The sequence below is a fragment of the Bradyrhizobium sp. SK17 genome, from assembly GCF_002831585.1.
Taxonomy (GTDB): domain Bacteria; phylum Pseudomonadota; class Alphaproteobacteria; order Rhizobiales; family Xanthobacteraceae; genus Bradyrhizobium.
Window position 1 is genome coordinate 1,412,553 of the sequence record NZ_CP025113.1, and the last position, 18,127, is coordinate 1,430,679.

Below are 18,127 nucleotides of genomic sequence, written 5' to 3' on the forward strand. Positions count from 1 at the left end.
AACGCGGCGGCAAGCCTTTTAAGTTCAAGCCATCTTGATCATTGCCGCGATTATGCGTTGCCGCATTCCGGGCCGGCAAGGAAAAAGGACTGTCACTTTCGTCGCGCCGAAGCCGCCGGATGGTCCACCGGCGTCCGCTTGTGATAGGACGGCTTACCGCAACGCATCGACGAGAGAAACCTATGCGCCATCGCCTGCTCCGGGTCACTGGTCTCTTGGTCGTAGTGATGTCGCTTTCGGCGCCGCTCGCCACGGCGCAGACGGCGGCACCCGCGCCCTCTGCCGAGGCGCTCGCCGCGGCCAAGGAATTGGTGACCACCATGCATCTTGTCGACCAGTTCAAGGCGCTGATGCCGGCGATCCTGCAGAGCCTCAAGCCTGCGATCGTCCAGGGGCGCAGCGGGGTCGACCGCGATTTCGATTCCCTGACGCCGGTCATACTCGACAGCTTCCAGGCGCGGTACAGTGAATTGTCGGACGCCATGGCAGTCGTCTATGCCAACAACTTCACGGCTGACGATCTGCGCAACTTGATCACCTTCTACAAAAGCCCGCTCGGCCAGAAAATGCTCGAAAAGACACCGGCCTTGACCAAGCAGTCGCTCGTCGCGGGCCAGCGGTTTGGCGCATCAGTCGCCGCAGACCTGCGGCAGAAGATCATCGAGGAACTGCGCAAGAAGGGTCACGACCTCTGACGCGGTTGGCGTGGATTTGACTGCATCTGGATACTGGCTGCCCGGCTCATGACGACTCGGCGCCCGTCACATTCGCGGCGGCCAGACAGCCGGAAATCAAGGTTAGTCGGCGAATGGCACCCATGAAAGGTAATTAGAAACCTCTCATAACTGATTCGCGACTCGCAATGTCCGTCCCGACGCCCTAAATCGCCATTCCGAGGCCGGACGGCCTCACCGGAACCAAGCCCGAAGCAACGGCATTACCGGGAGAACAGCGGAACAAGGCGTCTAACTGAGATGATGGATCAGCAGAACATCGCGGCTGTGCGGCCCATGTCCGCCGATCCCGCTGTCGCCCTGGCGAAGGCGCTGGGCCAATGGCCCAAGCGGCCGCAGCCAAAGTTATCGCCGCGGGCGAAGCTCAAATTTGAAGCGCCTGTCGCCATCAAGACCTCGGTCGAGGATCTGGCGCGCGACCTGGGCCTTCGGCTCGGCGATCAGAACGAGCTGACCATCCGGCGCATCAAGCGCGGCAAGACCTATTCATTCGTTCGCGCCAATGGCTCGCGCGTCCGCGATGCCCGTACCATCCGCCGGCTGCACGCGATGGCGATGCCGCCGGCCTATCGCCAGGTCCGTTACTCCACCGATCCGAACACGCATCTCCAGGCGGTGGGGCTCGATGCGGCCGGCCGGTTGCAATACCGCTACCACGCCGACTGGGAAAAGGTCCGCGAGCAGCGCAAGGCACATCGCCTGGGCAAGCTGGTCGCCGCGCTGCCGAAGATCCGGCGCAAGGTCTCGGCGTTCCTGTCCGGCGACGAGCCGACCCGCGAGTTCGCGCTGTCGGCGGTGATCGAGCTGATCGCGCGCACCGCGATCCGGCCCGGCAATGAATCCTATGCGCGCCTCAACGGCACCCGCGGTGCCACCACGCTGCTGAAGTCCAACGTCACGCTGGAAGACGATTCGCTGGTGCTGACCTTCAAGGCCAAGGGCGGCAAGGCCGTGCGCAAGGAATGCGACGCGGCCAAGCTGGTGCGCGCGATCGGCATCCTGCGCGGCGTCCCGGGCAAGCGCATGTTCCAGTATTACGATCGCTCCGGCGTCGTGCGCGCCGCCTCAACGACGGCGGTCAACGCGTTCCTGCGCGAGCTCGCCGGCATCAAGATTTCGCTGAAGGACTTCCGCACTCTGATGGCGTCGGCCGTCGTCGTGGAATCGCTGTCGCGGATCACCCCGGCCGCCAGCCAGCGCGGCCGCAAGCGCCAGGTGCTGGACGCGATCCGCGCCGCCGCCGACCAGCTCTCCAACACGCCGGCGATCTGCCGCAAGAGCTATGTCCACGACACCATCGTGACCGCGTTCGAAGACGGCATCCTCGAACGCTTCGCCGCAACGATGGGCGGCTACCGCACCCAGAGCAAGCGCGAGCAGCTACTGGCGCAGGTGGTGATGGCGGCGGGGGCTTAGGCTTAGTCGCCGCATCCTCCATCGTCGTCCCGGCCTGGTGCGCAATTGCGCACGGGAGCCGGGACCCATAACCCCAAATCTTGATTGCTGAAACGAGCTGTGGCCACGGCGCGGCCCAACAATGCGCGCCTGTGGTTATGGGTCCCGGCCTTCGCCGGGACGACGGCAGAGTTGGCGGTGGAATTTAAAGCCCACCCATCTTGCAGACGTATTTCCATTCTTCCGCCGTCACCGGCTGCACCGAGAGCCGCGAGTATTTCACCAGCGCCATGTCGGCGAGCTTCTTGTCGGCCTTGATCGCGGCCATCGTCACCGCCGTCTTCAGCGGCTTGTCGGCCTTGATGTCGACGCAGACGAACTTGCCGGTTTTGTCGGTCGGATCCGGATAGGCTTCCTTGATGATCTCGGCGATGCCGACGATCTCCTTGCCCTCGTTCGAATGATAGAAGAACGCCTTGTCGCCCTTCTTCATGTTGACGAGGTTCTGCCGCGCCGTGAAGTTGCGCACGCCGGTCCAGGCCTCGCCTTTCGCGCCCTTGGCGACCTGCTGGTCCCACGACCAGACCGACGGTTCGGATTTCACCAGCCAGTAATTCATCGCAACTCACCCCGTTCTCGAACGTCGATTGTGCGGCAATCTACAGGCACGCGAATGCCCGCGACAAGCGCAGGTATCCGGCGTCATGTTCATTGCTTCAGGTAATGATCGAAGAAGTTGGCGATGTCGGTGAACGCCTCCCTGGTCTCGGGCGCATCGATGTTCATCTGGTACTGCGCGTGGGATTGCCCCTCATAGACATTGAGATCGGCGATCACACCGGCGCGGCGCAGCTTGCGATGCGTGCGCACCGTGTTGCTGAGGAACAGGTCGCGGGTGCCCGATGTCAGGATGGTCGGCGGAAAGCCCTTGAAGTCGCCGTAGATCGGGGAGATGTAGGGATTCTTCAGGCTGGTGCCGTTGGCGTAGAGCTTTGCGGCGCGGCCGAGCCAGCCGTCCCAGGTCACCAGCACATTGTCGACCCATTCGTTGCTGGCGTAGCTGTCGCCGATCTTGTCGATGTCGGACCATGGCGTGCCCGGCGCGATGGCGGCGGGCAGCGGCAGCTTCTCATCCTTGGCCCGCAACACCATCGCAAGCGTCATGGCGCCGCCCGTCGAGGTGCCGAAGATCGCCAGCCGATGGCGTTCATGCGATTTCAGGACCTGCTTGTAGACCGCCATCGCGTCGTCCAGCGCGGCGGGATAGGGGAAGTCCGGCGGCATCCGGTAGTCGACCGAGATCACCTTGAAGCCGCCGAGGCCGGCCATCATGATGGCTTCCGGGAGCGCCGCCTCGCCGGGGCCGAACACGTAACCGCCGCCATGGACGTGGATCAGCAGGCGCCGCCGGTTCTCCAGCGCGATCTTGTTCGGCGTCACGATGTAGCAATGCACGCCGGCAATCCTGGTTTCCTCGACCTTGACGCCGAGCTTCGCCTTCAGCGTTGGAATGCCGTCGATCAGGAGCTTGGCACGGCGATCGATCAGCTCCTTCCACTCCGCCGGCGTTTTCGGATCGGCGTTGAAGTGCGGCGGATAGGGCGCGCCGATCATCGCCTGCATCTCGGGCGAGACGTCGGCGGAGGGATTGCCGATCGATTTGGGCGGCGCGACACGCTTGCCGTTGTCGGCGTTCGCGGCGGCCTCGCTCTTGGCGAGTTCGTCGTATGAGGCTGCGGTTTGAGCGCGAGCGGCGCTGGCGGAGAGGGCGAGGGCGAAGGCCAGGCTGATCGAAACAAGGCTGATCGAAACGACGGCGCGATGCGGTTGACGCATGGTCTTTTCCTTGGGATCCGTTGCGCGATGGTCAGACCGGGATCCGACGGCTCAAAGCCACGCTAATACGGCGGGTTCAGGCCGTGAAGGGCAGCCTGCAACACATGCTCACGATCATCCTTCCGATTTGAACGGCCGCGTCAGCAAGCCTTCGATCGCGGCATCGATGGTCAGCCGGTTGGCGAGGATGGCCGCGACCGCGTTCGACACCGGCATGTCGACCTTCTGCGCGGCGGCGAGTTCACATAGCACCGGCGCAGTGAACGCACCCTCGGCGAGCTTGCCGACCGGCGCCGCCTCGCCGCGCCCGAGCGCGAGGCCGAGCGCGAAGTTGCGCGATTGCGCGGTCGAGCAGCTGAGCAGCAGATCGCCCAATCCCGACAGGCCGGCCAGGGTCTCGGTGCGTGCGCCGCAGGCGCGGCCCAACCGGGCGAGCTCGCTGAAGCCGCGCGTGGTCAGCGCGGCGAGCGCGGAGGCGCCGAGATTCTTGCCGACCACGATGCCGGCGGCGATCGCCAGCACGTTCTTGGCCGCGCCGCCGATCTCGACGCCGCGCACGTCTGTGGTGTGATAGGGCCGAAACGTTGCCGAGCCGAGTGATTGCACCAGCACGCGCGCCAGTGCCTCGTCCTTGGTGGCCAGCGTCACGGCGGTCGGCAAGCCGCGCGCGACGTCGTCGGCAAAGCTTGGTCCCGACAGGATCGCGGGCACGGCGCGTGGCGCGGCCTCGGCGATCACCTCGGTCATGAATTTGTGCGTGCCGTGCTCGATGCCCTTGGCGCAGGCGATCACCGGCGTGTCAGGCTTGAGATGCGGCGCAAGATGCCCGACCGCCGCGCGCAGATGCTGCGCCGGGGTGACCGCGAGGATGATGTCGGCGCGCGCGGCTGCGGCGATATCCGACGTCACGGCAATGTCGGGATGAAGCTGGACGCCGGCGAGCCGCGGATTGACCCGGGTCGCCTGGATTTGCGCGGCATGCTCGGCATTGCGCGCATACAGCGTCACCTTGCGCCCGGCGCGCGCCGCGACGTCGGCCAAGGCCGTGCCCCAGGCGCCGGCCCCGATCACGCTGACTGATGCATGCGCGGGCATCGTATCCCTCGGTTCAATATCCGGCGCGGCTGTTGGCGTGGCCGGCTGGCGCCTTGGCATTGGCGTCGAGCAACCAGCGTGCGCGTGGCGGCGCTTCCATCGTGTCGGTGAGGCCGAGCGCCATCCGTTCGGCGCCGGCCCAGGCGATCATCGCGCCATTGTCGGTGCAGAGCGCCGGCGGCGGGATGATCAGCGTGGTCTGGGCCTTCGCCGCGACGTCCTGCAACGCGCTGCGGATGGCGTGGTTGGCGGCCACGCCGCCGGCCGCGACCAGTGCGCGCGGCGTGCCGAACCGCTCCTGAAACAGCCTGAGGCCGACGCTGAGGCGATCCGCGGTTGCGTCCAGCACCGCGGCCTGGAAGCTGGCGCAGAGGTCGCTGATGTCCTGCGGCTCCAATGGCTCCAGCCGGCTCGCCTCATTACGCACCGCGGTCTTCAATCCCGACAGCGAGAAATTCGCATCGGGCCGGCCGAGCATCGGGCGCGGAAAGGCAAACCGCGTCGGGTCGCCGCCGGCGGCCGCGCGCTCGACCTGCGGTCCGCCTGGATAGGGCAGCGACAGCATCTTCGCCACCTTGTCGAACGCCTCGCCCATCGCGTCGTCGACCGTGGTGCCGAGCCGGACATATTCGCCGACGCCGACCACGGCGACGATCTGGGTGTGGCCGCCTGAGGCCAGGAACAGGCAATAGGGAAACGCCAGCGCGCAGGTCAGCCGCGGCGTCAGCGCGTGCGCCTCGAGATGGTTCACGGCGATCAACGGCGTGGCATGCACCATCGCGACCGCCTTCGCGGTGGTGAGACCGACAATGACGCCGCCGATCAGGCCGGGTCCGGCGGCGGCCGCGACCGCCGACAATTGTCCATAGCCGACGCCGGCTTCCGTCATCGCCGAAGCGACGATGCCATCGAGCAGGTCGACATGGGCGCGCGCCGCGATCTCCGGCACCACGCCGCCGAAGCGGGCATGTTCTTCGGTCTGCGAGCGCACGATGTTGGAGAGGATCTTGCCCTGCCCGTCAGCCTGGCGCTCGACCACGGCGGCTGCGGTTTCATCGCAGGTGGTCTCGATTCCCAACACCAGCATCGGCGGTTCGTGTCCCAATTTCGGCCCTTGTGCTACCAGCATGATCCAGACGGGCCGGAACCGGTTTCCGGCAAGATCATGTTCATCCAGATGTTCCCTCCGGGGTAGCATTGCGAGGTCTTGAAGTGCAATCGGTCGGCAAGCTCCAATTCGCAAGGCGGGAGGCCTGACCCCGTGACCATCCTTGTCACACGACCGCATCCGGACAATGACACCACGCTCGCGACGCTGCGGGACCGGGGCTTCGAGGCCCTGTCGGCACCGCTGCTGCGTTTCGAGCCGCTGCCGTTCCATGACGATGCCGATGCGGATTATGACGGCGTCATCCTGACCAGCGCCAATGCGCTGCGGTCGCTTGATCTCACCGCCAGCCGGCTGTTGCCGCTGCCGCTGTTTGCGGTCGGGGCGCATACCGCCGATGCGGCGCGCGCCGCCGGCTTCGACCGCGTGATCGTGGCCAAGGGCGACGCGGTGAGCTTGCGCGATCTCGTGCTGGCGCAGGTCAAGGCCGGTAAACTGACGGCGTCGGCGACGTTGCTGTATCTCGCCGGCGCCGACCTCTCGCGCGATCTCGCTGGCGAGCTCGGAACGCGCGGGCTCACCGTCGTCACCCACACCACTTACCGGATGGCGCCGGTGGCCGCCCTGCCAAGGCAGGCCAGCGAGGCCTTCATGGCGAACCGGATCAGCGCGGTGCTGCATTATTCCCGCCGCAGCGCGCAAGCGTTCCTGGAGACGATCCGGGCCGACGGGATCGAGATTTCGGCGCTCGCCGTGCCGCAATGCTGCATTTCGGCGGCCGTCGCCGCGGTGCTGCATGACGCCGGTGCCACCAACGTCGTGGTCGCGGCGCGGCCGGACGAAGCCGCCCTGCTGGAGGCGCTTGGCCGCGCCTTGCGGCCGTGACCGGTATAATTCTTTGGTCCGAACAGGATGTTAGGCAATGCCCGCCGTTCCGGATCATGCTCTAAGCAGTCGGGCTCATGTCGACGACAGGTTTTCAAGCGAAACGGAGCCCGGTTCGCGTTAAGCAAACGCGACCAAACAAAAAGATAGGGCCACGATCCGATTCAATCGGATCGGATCATGCTCTAGGATGTGCGGCCAGTAGTTTTGAGGACCCCCGCGATGGCTGAAGAAAGGCCCGACGACCCAGGACCTTCGCCGGATTCCCGGCCCAAGCGCGCGCCGCCGACCATCGATCTTCAGGCGACCGAGGTCTCGAGCGAACCGCCAAAGGCGGAGGAGACCGCGGAGGCCGCCAGGGAAGCTGCAAAGGAATCCACAACGGAAGCCAGCGAGGCATCGCCGGGCGTTGCGCCGCCCGAAGCGGAGCCGCAGCCCGAGACCGCTTCCGTGAGGCCCGATGCCGAGCCGGCGCGGCCGGTCTCACCCTGGGTGGTGGCACCGGTATCGGGCGCCGTCGCCGCAGCCCTGGTGATCGGGGTCGGCTGGTTGCTCGGCTGGCCCGCGGTGCAGCCATCGTCCGCGCCGCTGCCCAGTGCCGCAACGATCGACGAGCTCGGCACGCGTGTCAGCGCGCTGGAATCGAAAGCCGGTAGGCCCGTCGCGGCGGTGGCCGATCCTGCGGCAACGGCGCGGCTCGACGCGCTCGACAAATCGATCGCCGCGCTGCGCACCGAGCTCGCCGCAACGCGCGCGCAATCCGACAAGCTTGCCGGCGCCGTCAACGACGCGAAGGCCGCGCCGCGCGATGGTGCGGCTGCGCCCGATATCTCCGGCATCACGGCGCGCATCGACAAGGTCGAAGGCGCGGTGCAGGCGCAGGGCGCCGCGATCGCCAAGCAGGACAGCAAGATCGCCGACACCAAGGCCGAAGCGAAGGCGGACGACGTGCCGCTGCGCCGCGTGGTTGCGGCGTCGCTGCTGGACGTCGCGGTTCGCCATGGCGATCCCTATGCCTCGGCGCTGCAATCGGCGAAAGTGCTGGCCGACAATCCCGACGCGCTCAAACCGCTCGATGCGTTCGCGACGTCAGGCGTGCCGAATCCGGCGACGCTGTGCCGCGAGCTGGTCGAGATCGTGCCGAAGCTGGTGCCGCCTGCGCCGGAGGAGGCAACGACCGGCGCCGGGCTGGTCGATCGTCTGAGGGCCGGCGCGTCCACGCTGGTCCAGATCGAGCGCACCGACGGCACCGGGACCGATCGCGGCAGCATCGTCGCGCGGGTGACATCGGCCGCCGTGCATAATGATCTTGCACTCACCGTGCGCGAACTGAAATCGCTGCCGCCGGCGGATCGTACTGCCGCGCAAGCCTGGCTCGACAGGGTCGAGGCGCGCCGCGCCGCGCTCGACGCATCGCGGAAATTTGCCGACAACGCCATGGCGGCGCTCGCCACCGTCAATCAATAGATTCTAGCAATGGATTGTTGATGATCCGGATCATTCTGTTCCTGCTGCTGATCGCGCTCGCTGCCGCGGGTGCGGCCTGGATGGCCGATCAGCCCGGCGATCTCGTGATGTCATGGGGCGGTTTGCGCCTGACCTCCAAGCAGCCGATGTTCCTGCTCGGCCTCGTCATCGTGGTCGCCATGATCGCGGGGATGATTCTACGCGGGCTGTGGAATATCCCCGGGCACGTCCGCCGCGGCCAGCGCGAGCGCCGTCGCGCCCGCGGCCGTCATGCCATCACGCAAGGCCTGCTCGCGATCGGCCATGGCGACTCCTCGGCGGCGCGCACGCACGCCGAAGCGGCGCGGCGTCACGCGGCAGGCGATCCGCTGGCGCTGCTGTTGCACGCGCAATCGGCGCAGCTCGATGGCGACCGCGACGGCGCGCAACGAGCCTTCCGCGCCATGGCCGAGCGCGCCGACACGCGGCTGCTCGGCTTGCGCGGCCTGTTCATCGAGGCGCAGCGCGCCGATGACCCGGTGGCGGCCGTGATGATTGCCGAGGAAGCCTTGAAGATGTCGCCGTCCTCGTCATGGGCCTCGCATGCGGTGCTGGGGTTCTGCTGCGCCAAGGGCGATTGGGCCGGCGCGTTGTCGATCATCGACAACAACCAGTCGGCCGGGCTGATCGACAAGGCGACCTATCGGCGGCAGCGCGGCGTGCTGCTGACCGCGCGCGCGCTGGAGTTCGAGACGGTCGATCGCGACCTGTCGCGCTCGAGCGCGATGGAGGCGCTGAAGCTCGCGCCGACGCTGATCCCGGCCGCCGTGCTCGCCGCCAAGTTCGAGAGCGAGGCGCATCAGGTGCGCCGCGCGATGCGCATCGTCGAGACGGCGTGGCTGGCACAGCCGCATCCCGATCTCGCCGATGCCTATTCGCACGTGCGGCTCGGCGATTCCGCGCGCCAGCGCCTGGTGCGGGTCGAGACGCTGGCGGCGAAGACCCCGGGCCATATCGAGGGCGCGCTGGCGATCGCGCGCGCCGCGATCGACGCGGCCGAATTCGGCAAGGCGCGTGCGGCGCTGGAGCCGTTCACAGCCGCGCCGACCCAGCGCGTCGCGCTGTTGATGGCCGAGATCGAGCGCACCGAGCATGGCGACAGCGGCCGGGCGCGGGCCTGGACCCTGCGGGCGGTGCGCGCGCTGCACGATCCGGCGTGGACCGCCGACGGCTACGTCTCCGACCGCTGGCGCCCGGTGTCGCCGGTCACCGGCCGCCTCGACGCCTTCCAGTGGCAGACCCCGGTGGCGGCATTGCCGTCCGACAAGGGCAGCGCGATCGAGACCTCGCCCTTCGAGGAGGCGATGCTGGCGCCGCGGCGGGTCGAGCCGCCGAGAGAAGCCGCCAGCGAGCCGGACGCAGCCAAACCGCCGGAGGCAACCAAGCCGGTTGAACCGGTCGAGGCAAAAGCGATCGAGCCGGCGACGCAGGACAACGCGCCGCTGCCGGCGGCCATCGAGTCCGGGCCGGCCCCTGCCGAGCCCCCAATATCGGAGCCGGCTCCCCCGCCGGCGGCCGAGGCAGCGCCACCAGCGCCCGCTCCCTTGTTCCGCTCCCGGACTGATCTGCCCAAGGACCTGACAAAGGCCGCGCCGGCGCCAATCCCGGCGGTGATCCCGATCGTCCGGGCTCCCGACGACCCAGGGGTCGACGAGGACGGCGCGGTGGACGAATTTGCGGAACAAATCGGCCCACCGAAGGCTCAGGTGGGCGGCTGGCGTGGATTTCTGGCCCGTTTGGGAAGCTAATTCGCGGTTCGGCAATCACCGTGCGGTTAAATAACCGCGCCATCCTTGCCAATCGGGGTCATGCCCGATATCAGGTGGCGCGCAAGCTCAGGCAGTTGCCGAACGGTTCGCCGCAATAGCTCAGTTGGTAGAGCACGTCATTCGTAATGACGGGGTCGGGGGTTCGAGTCCCTCTTGCGGCACCAGCTCTCAAATTATCCGGCCCACTCCGTATCTTTGTCGCGAGCCGTGCCCGGCGCCCAATCGCTTTTTCGCTTTACTCGAAACTAAGCATCATTTGACGGAAAGGCACGCGCTTGCGGCAAGCGGCGCGCGCGTCAGGTTCCCGTCAGGGTGCACACATACCATCAGCTCGAAGATTTCAGTCGCAACGCCGTTCGTTGAAAGAGCTGGACCAGGCACCATGCGTCCGAGGCTATTGGGTAGTTTATGCATCGCAGCGGCCGCGCTGCCGGTCGCCATCCATTTGCGTTTCGCCATTTGGGAGGTCTGGTGCTTCGCCCTCCTCGTTGGCATCGGCGTCTACCTGTTGAGCGAGACTTTCGGCGGGCAAGAGGTCGCGCGGAGCGAGTGAGCCATCGCGCGCTGAATCGCATTGGCTGAAGCGCCGGGACCAGATCGACCACAGTCGTGCGCGCGCGTGACGCATCTCACGAAGTCCATCGCCCGACCGCGCTAGTCTCGCCGTGAGCAACGGGAGACCAACAATGCGCAAACTCATCTTGATCACGGCGATGGTGTTGGCTTCCGCCGCCGCGCAGGCCGGCGAACGAAGCCTGTCGCTGGGCGGCGCGGCGTCGCTGCCGGCTGCCACATCGAACTCGGTCAATATGGCGGGCAAGGTTGCCGACGCGCCGGCCCCGCAGCCCCAAGTCCAGCCGGCCGCGCAGCAGGCGCCGGTGCAGCAGGCCAATGTGCAGCCGTCGGCGGCGCCGGATACGGGGCAACAACTTGAGCAGCGGGCGGTTGCGCACCGGTCGAGCCATCGCCGCCACGCGCGGCGCTGGACCGAGGGCCGGATCATCGGCGAACTGCATCGCCACGGGATCTACTGGTAGCCGCCGTTCGGTTCATATGCCCCAGGCGGCGCGCGAGGGCGCGCCTTGTCGAGCGCCGGCGGCCGCCAGCTGCTTTGCATGGGGTTGTTTTCGATATTTTGGCAGCGCGCATCCGCGGCAGGGAACTTCGCCGCCGGCGACATCTCAAACGAAGGCGCCCCCGGATCGGATCCGGGGGCGCCTTGCGTTGAGGGTGCTCGAGGCGTGGGCTGCGTTACTCGACGGTCTGCACGACGTTGCCGATCGGCCGGCCGGTTGCGATCGGCTTCTCGGTCTTCGCCATCATCGCGTCGTATTCGGGCAGCGTCTCGATCTGGGTCTTGGCCTTCATCCAGACCACCTTGTAGCCGCCTGCCTTCAGCTTGCGCAGCAGCGTCGGCAGCGCCTGCGCGGTGTGCTTCTGCAGGTCGTGCATCAGGATGATGCCCTTGTGCTCCTTGTCGAGCTTGGTCATCACATTGTTGATGACCTCGTCGGAGTTCTTGGACTTGAAATCGTTGGAGTCGACGTCGACCGAGAACATCGCGATGTTGCGGCTGCCGAGATAGGCGGTGGTCGCCGGCGTGTGCGCCAACGCAGGGAAGCGGAAGAACGGAGCCGGGTTGCTGCCCAGCGCCAGCTTCACGGCGCTAAAGCCCTTCTCGATCTCGTCCTTGGCCTGCTGCTCGGTGATCTTCTTGCTCGCCAGGTGAGCATGCGACCAGGTGTGGGCGCCGATGGTGTGGCCGGCGGCGGCGACCTGGCGCAGGATATCAGGGTGATAGGTGGTGTGCAGGCCGATCGGGAAGAACACCGCCTTGGTGCACTCATCCGCCAGCGCCTTGAGCACGGCAGGCGTGGTCGGCCACGGACCGTCGTCGAAGGTCAGCACGACCTCATGGTCGGTCAGGAAGTCATACTGCTTGTATTGCAGGAAGCCGAAGCCCGGGCCGCCGGTGGTGTCGACCACGACGGTGCGGCTGACGCCGAGCGCGTCGGGATTGTTGCATTTCGGCATGGCCGCGACGGGGGCCGGCATCGGCGCCGGTGCGGGGGCCGCGGCCGGAGCTGCTGCCTGGGTGGCATCGGCGCGCTTCGACAGCGCGGCGGTCGTCTCGACATCGTCCTTGGCGGCCAGTTTCGCCGCCGCCGGAAGCGGATCGGCCTTGGCCGCGGCCGTGGTTTGGGGAGGCGCCGCGTCGGCACGCGGGGAGGAGGTCCAGAACCACACGCCGGCGATCACGATCGCCGCCACAACACTGGCCAGCATCAGGCCCAACGCACTACGCATCGCTACACACTCTCTCGGGACTTAAGGACACGCCACAGCCGTAACGAGCGATTAATGCCAACAAGGTCTTAACGCGATCCCAACAAGGCGCCGGGACCGCAAGAAAAAGCGCGCTTTGCCGATGCGTGATGACCATCACAGTCATCGGGCGCGCGCTGAAGCAGGATCGGACATCAAACAACGGGCGCCGCGATCGGTGGCGCCGATGGGAGCCGATCATGACCACCATTTTCAAAGGCCGGGTTCTTCGGGGCATTTGCAGGGGCGCCGTCGCGCTGGCGGTTGCGGCGAGCATCGCGTCGCTGACCTCGAGCGCGAGCTACGCGTTCAGCGCCGAGGCGCAGCAGATGTGCACCGGTGACGCCTTCCGCCTGTGCAGCTCCGAGATTCCGAACATCCCGAAGATCACGGCGTGCATGGTCAAGAACCGCTCCCAGCTGACCAGCGGCTGCCGCGTCGTGCTGGATCGCGATCTCGCGGCCCAGCGCCGGGCCGCCGCCGAGTGATTGCAGTGCACCAATGGGCTTCGCCGCCGGCGGCGAAGCCGCAGGGCTTCTTTGCGGTAACGAAACGCTATAGAACCGGCGTTGCGTTCCTTAGAGGCTTTGAGAGATGACCCGATTTCTGTTCGCCGTGGTTTCGCTGGTTTTGCTGACGTCGGCCGTCTCGGCACAGCAGGGGCGTGACGCCTGCTCGCGCGACGCCTCGCGATTCTGCCGCGCCCATCTCAGCGAGGGCGATCAGGTCGTGCTCGCCTGCCTCAAGGAGCATCGCAGCCGGCTCAGCAAGGCGTGCCAGCAGACGCTGACGGACAACGGGCAGTAGCTCCTAGGTACTGCTCCCCGCCGCGGTCGCGACCACCGGGATCACCTCCTTGGCGGCGCGGTCGGGGGTCTCGTCCTTCCAGCGCACCGAGCCGAACGGCCGCTCCAGCATCCGGCGCACCCGGATCGGCTCGGCGCCGATGTGGAAGTCGGCCGCCTTCTGATGCAGCTCGCGTTCGATCTGGGTGGCGCGGTTGCGCTGGCGCAGGAAATCCAGCCAGGTCGGGCAATGATAGCGCTCGGTCCAGAGTTCGGGGTCGGCGATGTCGCGCGCGATCGACCAGCCATAGGCGCCGTTGCGCTGCCGGCTGAGCTGCACATCCTGCATCACATTGTGGAAGGCGCGGGCATTGTCTTGCGCCACCCGGTACTCGATCTCGACCACCAGCGGTCCGCTGCGCCCGGTCAGTTGCAGCTGCACCTGGGGATCGGCGAGCACATCGGTCGCGTCCTCGTTGCGCGCGCCGATCGGCGGCATCCTGAGCCAGATGCCGAGCACCGGCGACAGCAGCATCAGGCCGGCGGAGATCAGCAGCGCCATCTCGACGCCGCCCACATCCGTGATGCGGCCCCAGCACCAGCTTCCGATCGCAATGCCGCCGGCGATCGAGGCCTGAAAGGCCGCCAGCGAGCGGCCGGCGACCCAGCGCGGCGCCGATAGCTGCACGCCGATATTGAACAGCGCAATGGCCAGCATCCACACCGCGCCCGCAACCACCAATGCGGCGGCGGTGATCACCGGCTGCTTGCTGGCGGCCACCGCCGCGATCGCCGCGCCCATCGTCAATGCGCAGGCGCGGATCGCGGCTTCGCCGCTGAGCCGGCTGCGGATCGCGCTGATGTTGAGCGCGCCGATCACGGCGCCCATGCCGAAGGCGCCGAGCATGATGCCGTAGGTCTGCGCGCCGCCATGCAGCAAGTCGCGCGCCACCAGCGGCATCAGCGCCGAGACCGAGCCGCCGATGATGCCGGTCACCATGGTACGGGTCAGCACGATCCTGATCGATGGCGAATTGGTGATGTAGCGCACGCCGGAGACGATGGCGCGGTTGAGCCGCTCGCGCGGCAGCCGCGACGGCTCGCTGACGCGATTCCACAGGAACAGCACGACCAGCAGCGGCAAATACAGCACCGCATTGGCGGCGAAGGCCGCTACGGCGCCGGCGGACGCCACCACGATGCCGCCGATCGCGGGACCGAAGCTGCGCGCGATGTTGTAGCTGATGCCGTTCAGCGCGACCGCCGCGGGCAGCGTTTCCGACGGCACCTGCTCGCTGACCGAGGATTGCCAGGCCGGCCCGAACAGCGCCATGCCGCTGCCGACCACGAAGCACAGCGCGAGCAGGATGTTCGGCGTCACCAGATTGAGCCAGGCCAGCACCGTGAGCGTGGTGGCGCCGGACAGCGCGATCATCAGCGAGACCAGCGCCACGATGCGGCGGTCATGCATGTCGGCGATGGCGCCTGCCGGCATCGAGATCAGCATCACCGGCAGCATCAGCGCGGTCTGCACCAGCGCGACCTTGTCGGCTTCGGCGGTCATCTGGGTCATCGCCCAGGCGGCGCCGACGCCCTGGATCAGGATACCGAGATTGGAAAGCAGGCTGGCGAGCCAGATTCGCCTGAAGATTGAATGCCGTAACGGTGCAGTGATACTGTCGGCGCGGTCGCGCGGTTCGGTCATATCCGGTTCCGGTTGGCCTGCTATGGCTTGTTGAAATGATTCCGGCTGCATCAACTGATGCCCGGCAAACGCGTGCGCTGTCCAGCGATTACGCTATGCTTGGCGGCTGTAGGACACAGCTAAAGCCCTGAAAGGCTTGGGGAAGGGGACCAATGGCGCTGTCGCGGCGGGGGTTTTTGCAAGGGGCCGGCGCGCTGTCCCTGCTGGCTGGCCGGCTTACGGTCCCGGCGCTGGCCCAGTCAGCGTCCACTGCCGACATCCCGCCGATCCTGTTCGTGCACGGCAATGGCGATCATGCCGCGCTCTGGCTGACGACGCTGTGGCGGATGGAATCCAATGGCGTGCCGCGCGAGCGGATGGCCGCGATCAATTTCACCGATCCGCTGGCGCGCGCCGATGACAGGGTCGAGCAGGCGGGGCGTTCCTCGACCGAGGATCAGCGCCGCGCGCTCGCCGAGGCGGTCAGGGAGCTGAAGCAGAGCAGCGGCGCCGCGCGGATCGCGCTGGTCGGCAATTCCCGCGGCGGCAACGCGATCCGCAATTTCATCAAGAATGGTGGCGGCGGCGAGATCAGCCACGCGGTGCTGTGCGGCACGCCCAATCACGGCGTCTACGCGTCGGACGACGGCCTCGGCAACGAGTTCAACGGCCGCGGCCCGTTCCTGCGCGGGCTGAACGACGGTGACAGCGAGGTGACTGTCGGCACCGCGTTCCTGACATTGCGCAGCGACGGCCTCGATAAATATGCGCAGGCCGACGGACGCTTCATCGGCAAGCCGGGTACCCCGACCAACGTCACGACGGAAGGTCCGGCGCTGAAGGGCGCGACCAATCTGGTGCTCGGCGCGGTCGATCATCGCGAGACCGCGTATCATCCGCGCGCCTTTCGCGAGATCTACAAATTCATCGCTAGCCACGAGCCGTCGCGGATCGAGATCGCGCCGGAGCAGTCGGTGAGGTTGAGCGGCCTCGTCACCGGCACGCCCGGCGGCGTGCCGACCAACCGGCCGGTGCCGGGCGCCACGGTCGACATCTATCACGTGGCGGCGGAGACCGGCGAGCGGATCGGCGGCCCGCTGCACAGCTCGCAGACCGGCGCCGACGGCCGCTGGGGTCCGGCGCAGGTCGATCCGTCCTGGCCGCTCGAATTCGTGCTGACGTCGCCCGATGCGGTGACGACGCACATCTATCGCTCGCCGTTTCCGCGCTCCTCCGAGATCGTGCATCTGCGCGCGGCGCGGCCGCTCACGCCCGCCGATGCCGGCGCGGGCGCCATCGTGCTGATGTCGCGGCCGCGTGGCTATTTCGGATTGCCGCGCGACATCGTGCTGTTCGACGGCAAGGAGCCGGCCGACGTCAAATCCGGGGTGCCGACCGATGCGGTGACGACACTGCGGCTGGCCGCGGCCGAGATCGGCCGTCCGGTCGCCGCGATCTTCAACGCCGAGCGCATTGTGATGCGGGCCTGGCCGGCGTCGGAAAACCGGATTGCGGTTGCCGAGCTGACTTACTAGGTCTTGTGAAACGGTCCGCGCGCCTTCATGGCGCCGGGATCGCAAGGCCGGATCGGCCGATGCGTGAGGCAGGAAGCGAGGACCATGAGCATAGCCGAAGTCTACGATATCACGGTCACGCGGCGCCCCCTGGTCCCGCCGGCGCCACCGCGCGCGTCCGACGACATGGGCGCATTCGAGCGGATGCGCGTGATGCGCAACTCGCCGATCGAGACCTGGGGCCAGCGCGCCTATCAGGACGACATCGTGCAGGGCCGCTTCTTCGGCCGCTCGAGCTTCATCCTCAACACGCCGGATGCGATCCGCCATGTGCTGGTCGACAATTACGAGAACTACCACCGCACGCCGGTCGGGCTGCGCGTGCTGCGCCCGATGCTGGGCGAGGGGCTGCTGATCGCCGAAGGTCGCGCGTGGAAGCATCAGCGCCGTACGCTGGCGCCGGCGTTCACGCCGCGCGCGGTGACGACGCTCGAGCCCTACATGATCGCGGCGGTCGACGAGACCATCGCCAAGTTGAAAGGTGCAAGCGGCGGTCCGGTCGATCTGCGCGAGGTGATGCAGCGCATGACGCTGGAGATCGCCGGCCGCACCATGTTCTCGTTCGGGATGGATCGTCACGGCGCCGCGCTGCGCGACTTCGTGATGGAGTATGGCGACACGCTGGCGCGCCCGCATATGCTCGACCTGCTGCTGCCGTTGAGCTGGCCGACCCCGCAGGATTTCCGCCGCGCCCGCTTCCGCAAACGCTGGACCGCGTTCGTCGGCGAGCTGATGGCCGAACGCCGCGCCGCCGGCAAGGATGACAATGCGCCGGCCCGCGACCTGTTCGACCTGATGGGCTCCGCGCGCGATCCCGAGACCGGTGACGCCTTCACCGACGCTCAACTCGGCGACCAGGTCGCGACCATGATCCTGGCCGGCCACGAGACCACCGCGACCGCGCTGTTCTGGGCGCTCTATCTGCTTGCGCTCGATCCCGAGACCCAGGAGCAATTGGCGGCAGAAGCCAGGAGCGTGGCGACATCGGGCGCGCTCGACGTCGAGCGGCTGAAATTCACCCGCGCGGTGATCGACGAAACCATGCGGCTCTATCCGCCGGCGTTCCTGATCGCGCGTGCGGCCGGCGGCCCCGATACGATCGCGGGCCGTTCGGTCAGCAAGCATGACGTGGTTCTGATCGCGCCGTGGCTGTTGCACCGGCATGAAAAGTTGTGGCGCGATCCGAATGCGTTCGTGCCGCAGCGGTTCATGACCGGAACGCCGCCGGATCGTTTCGCCTATTTGCCGTTCGGCGTCGGCGCACGGGTCTGCATCGGCGCGCATTTCGCGCTGGTCGAGGCGACGCTCGCGCTTGCCAAGATCATCGGCGCGTTCCGCGTCGCGCTCGCCGACAAGGATCCGGTGATCCCGATCGGTGTGGTGACGACGCAGCCGAACCGCTCTCCGGTGTTTACGATCAAGCCGCGCTGA

At 67.1% G+C, this 18,127-nt stretch carries 16 protein-coding genes and 1 tRNA gene; 11 read left to right on the forward strand and 6 right to left on the reverse strand.

The genetic code is table 11. The annotated features are described in order from the left end of the window. Positions 1–182: 182 nt before the first annotated feature. Together CWS35_RS06550 and CWS35_RS06555 are read left to right on the forward strand one after the other, a co-directional pair. On the forward strand, positions 183–695 hold the full coding sequence (locus CWS35_RS06550) for a DUF2059 domain-containing protein (protein ID WP_157817080.1): 513 nt from the start codon (positions 183–185) through the stop codon (positions 693–695). Positions 696–974: 279 nt separating this feature from the next. After that, positions 975–2,150, forward strand: coding sequence for a DNA topoisomerase IB (locus CWS35_RS06555; RefSeq protein ID WP_024583138.1), 1,176 nt, complete (start codon positions 975–977; stop codon positions 2,148–2,150). A gap of 184 nt (positions 2,151–2,334) precedes the next feature. On the opposite strand, the gene CWS35_RS06560 is transcribed toward CWS35_RS06555, so the two are convergent. From CWS35_RS06560 to tsaD, 4 genes are all read right to left on the reverse strand, one after another. Then, complete coding sequence (locus CWS35_RS06560; RefSeq protein ID WP_100951395.1) at positions 2,335–2,748, reverse strand: EVE domain-containing protein; 414 nt, start codon at positions 2,746–2,748, stop codon at positions 2,335–2,337. An 89-nt stretch (positions 2,749–2,837) separates the two neighbouring features. Continuing rightward, the gene (locus CWS35_RS06565; protein ID WP_100951398.1) at positions 2,838–3,965 is read right to left on the reverse strand and encodes an alpha/beta hydrolase; all 1,128 of its coding nucleotides are present in this window, start codon (positions 3,963–3,965) and stop codon (positions 2,838–2,840) included. 114 nt (positions 3,966–4,079) lie between these two features. Beyond that, entirely contained in the window at positions 4,080–5,060 is a 981-nt protein-coding gene (locus CWS35_RS06570) for an NAD(P)H-dependent glycerol-3-phosphate dehydrogenase (protein WP_100951400.1), read from the reverse strand. A gap of 13 nt (positions 5,061–5,073) precedes the next feature. Further along, positions 5,074–6,147: a tRNA (adenosine(37)-N6)-threonylcarbamoyltransferase complex transferase subunit TsaD gene (gene tsaD / locus CWS35_RS06575; RefSeq protein WP_100951402.1), complete on the reverse strand. Its 1,074-nt coding sequence runs from the start codon at positions 6,145–6,147 to the stop codon at positions 5,074–5,076. Positions 6,148–6,321: 174 nt separating this feature from the next. Between tsaD and CWS35_RS06580 the strand changes: the two genes are divergently transcribed. From CWS35_RS06580 to CWS35_RS38815, 5 genes are all read left to right on the forward strand, one after another. Beyond that, a complete protein-coding gene (locus tag CWS35_RS06580; protein WP_100951404.1) occupies positions 6,322–7,053 on the forward strand; it encodes a uroporphyrinogen-III synthase in 732 nt (243 codons plus the stop codon). A 222-nt stretch (positions 7,054–7,275) separates the two neighbouring features. After that, positions 7,276–8,520, forward strand: coding sequence for a COG4223 family protein (locus CWS35_RS06585; protein ID WP_100951406.1), 1,245 nt, complete (start codon positions 7,276–7,278; stop codon positions 8,518–8,520). 20 nt (positions 8,521–8,540) lie between these two features. Then, entirely contained in the window at positions 8,541–10,307 is a 1,767-nt protein-coding gene (locus CWS35_RS06590; RefSeq protein ID WP_100951408.1) for a heme biosynthesis HemY N-terminal domain-containing protein, read from the forward strand. 109 nt (positions 10,308–10,416) lie between these two features. Beyond that, positions 10,417–10,492 (forward strand) — tRNA-Thr (locus CWS35_RS06595). Positions 10,493–11,014: 522 nt separating this feature from the next. Then, positions 11,015–11,365, forward strand: coding sequence for a hypothetical protein (locus tag CWS35_RS38815; RefSeq protein ID WP_157817081.1), 351 nt, complete (start codon positions 11,015–11,017; stop codon positions 11,363–11,365). A gap of 214 nt (positions 11,366–11,579) precedes the next feature. Here CWS35_RS38815 and CWS35_RS06605 read toward each other — a convergent pair whose 3' ends face one another. Further along, positions 11,580–12,635: a polysaccharide deacetylase family protein gene (locus tag CWS35_RS06605; protein WP_100951411.1), complete on the reverse strand. Its 1,056-nt coding sequence runs from the start codon at positions 12,633–12,635 to the stop codon at positions 11,580–11,582. A gap of 218 nt (positions 12,636–12,853) precedes the next feature. On the opposite strand from CWS35_RS06605, the gene CWS35_RS06610 reads away from it, so the two are divergent. Beyond that, on the forward strand, positions 12,854–13,141 hold the full coding sequence (locus CWS35_RS06610) for a hypothetical protein (protein ID WP_245438893.1): 288 nt from the start codon (positions 12,854–12,856) through the stop codon (positions 13,139–13,141). A gap of 106 nt (positions 13,142–13,247) precedes the next feature. Then, positions 13,248–13,460, forward strand: coding sequence for a cysteine rich repeat-containing protein (locus tag CWS35_RS06615; protein WP_100951413.1), 213 nt, complete (start codon positions 13,248–13,250; stop codon positions 13,458–13,460). A 3-nt stretch (positions 13,461–13,463) separates the two neighbouring features. On the opposite strand, the gene CWS35_RS06620 is transcribed toward CWS35_RS06615, so the two are convergent. Then, a complete protein-coding gene (locus tag CWS35_RS06620) occupies positions 13,464–15,143 on the reverse strand; it encodes an MFS transporter (RefSeq protein ID WP_100951415.1) in 1,680 nt (559 codons plus the stop codon). A 152-nt stretch (positions 15,144–15,295) separates the two neighbouring features. Here CWS35_RS06620 and CWS35_RS06625 point away from each other — a divergent pair, with 152 nt between their 5' ends. Both CWS35_RS06625 and CWS35_RS06630 read left to right on the forward strand, forming a co-directional pair. Then, a complete protein-coding gene (locus tag CWS35_RS06625; RefSeq protein ID WP_100951417.1) occupies positions 15,296–16,657 on the forward strand; it encodes a hydrolase in 1,362 nt (453 codons plus the stop codon). An 84-nt stretch (positions 16,658–16,741) separates the two neighbouring features. Then, positions 16,742–18,127 carry a cytochrome P450 gene (locus tag CWS35_RS06630; RefSeq protein WP_100951419.1) on the forward strand — a complete coding sequence of 462 codons (1,386 nt, stop codon included), beginning with the start codon at positions 16,742–16,744 and terminating at the stop codon, positions 18,125–18,127.